We start from the raw sequence: 1,385 nt of genomic DNA on the forward strand, positions 1-1,385 counted from the left end.
TTATAAAAAATGGTGATGATGTGTGCTGCTATAGCTTTTAGTTGTGTTTGTGGAGGATTGTAGTGTTTATGGGGGTATGTATATGTGTTTATTAAAAAATGTGGTTGGGTGTTGGAAGGTGGTGTGTTTTTTGGGGAGAAAGTTTGTGGTGTTTGATGTGTGAGTGGGTGGGTGGGGGGGGGTTGGAAAATTTGAATAAATTACTTGAGATATAGAGAGCTTTTTGGTAAAAAGAACTAAAGCTTATTTCTCCATTTTTATCTTCTATGGCAATTTTATTGGGATATTTATCTTGGGTTTGTTTGAGATATTCTACAACATTTTGTTTCATAATGAGTCCTTTAAGGGTTGATTGTCCAAAGTGGTGCTTAAAAATTTCCTATCAATTTTGCCATTTGCATTCAAGGGCAGAGCATCTAGTCGGATGTATCGTTGGGGATACATATATTTGGGGATTTTGTTCTTGAGATGGCTGATAATTTGTGCTTTTAAGATCTCTTCTTTGCTTTCATAAAAAAGTGTGATTTGTGAATTTTGTTTGTCATAAACCACACATAGACTATCTATGGGTTTGAAATCTCCTAAAGCTATTTCGATTTCACCAAGTTCTATGCGGTAGCCATTATGTTTGATTTGATAGTCTTTGCGTCCTATGATAATTAACTCTTGGTGCTCATTGAAGTATCCTAAATCACCGGTTTTATAGATTTTTTCAGGGTAGTGGGGTTGGAGAGGATTTTGGATAAAGCTTTGATGTGTTTTTTGCACATCATTATAATATCCCAATGATAAGCAAGTCCCTCTAACACATATTTCCCCAAGGATGTTTTGAGTATTGATGGGGTGAGAGTTTTCATCAAGCAAAATAACTTGAGTATTTCTGCAAGATCTTCCTATGGGTAGGGCTTCATCATCTCTAAACTTACGATTGATGATATAAAATGTGCAATCAACGGTTATTTCTGTAGGTCCATAGAGATTGGCAAATGTGGTTTGGGGGTATTGGCTAATCCAATAATTCAAATCTTTTGTAGGCATGATTTCTCCGGCAAATAAAACTACATTGAGTGTTGGTTTGAGAGTATCTAATATTTTGGTTTTGGATATGGCGCTTAGGAGCGTGGGCACCCAGAATATATAATTGATGCCTTGGGTATAGATATATTCGAGTAAATCTTTGGGGAACAAAAACTTCTCTTCAGGGATTATGACCAAGCTAGCCCCTGTAAAAAAAGATAAATAAATATCTAAAACTGAGTTATCAAAATAAAAAGGTGATTGATTGCCTATAATATCTTCAGGTTTAGGTCTTATTTTTTCTTCACTCAAAATCCATTCAATATAATCAATAATGGATCGGTGAGAAACAACCACTCCCTTAGGAA

General features: G+C 35.3%; 2 protein-coding genes. Both read right to left on the minus strand.

The features are described from left to right. Positions 1 to 91: 91 nt before the first annotated feature. Complete coding sequence (locus BKH45_RS08650) at positions 92 to 331, minus strand: hypothetical protein (protein WP_095275076.1); 240 nt, start codon at positions 329 to 331, stop codon at positions 92 to 94. After that, positions 328 to 1,385: AMP-binding protein (locus BKH45_RS08655; RefSeq protein ID WP_143428414.1), on the minus strand; the 1,058-nt coding region annotated here is incomplete at its 5' end. The genes BKH45_RS08655 and BKH45_RS08650, both read right to left, overlap by 4 nt.

The sequence above is a fragment of the Helicobacter sp. 11S03491-1 genome, assembly GCF_002272835.1.
GTDB lineage: Bacteria > Campylobacterota > Campylobacteria > Campylobacterales > Helicobacteraceae > Helicobacter_J.

Bases quoted from the DNA above. Each gene is read 5' to 3' on its own strand.
- BKH45_RS08650 (WP_095275076.1), bottom strand. From the start codon at position 331: ATGAAACAAAATGTTGTAGAATATCTCAAACAAACCCAAGATAAATAT.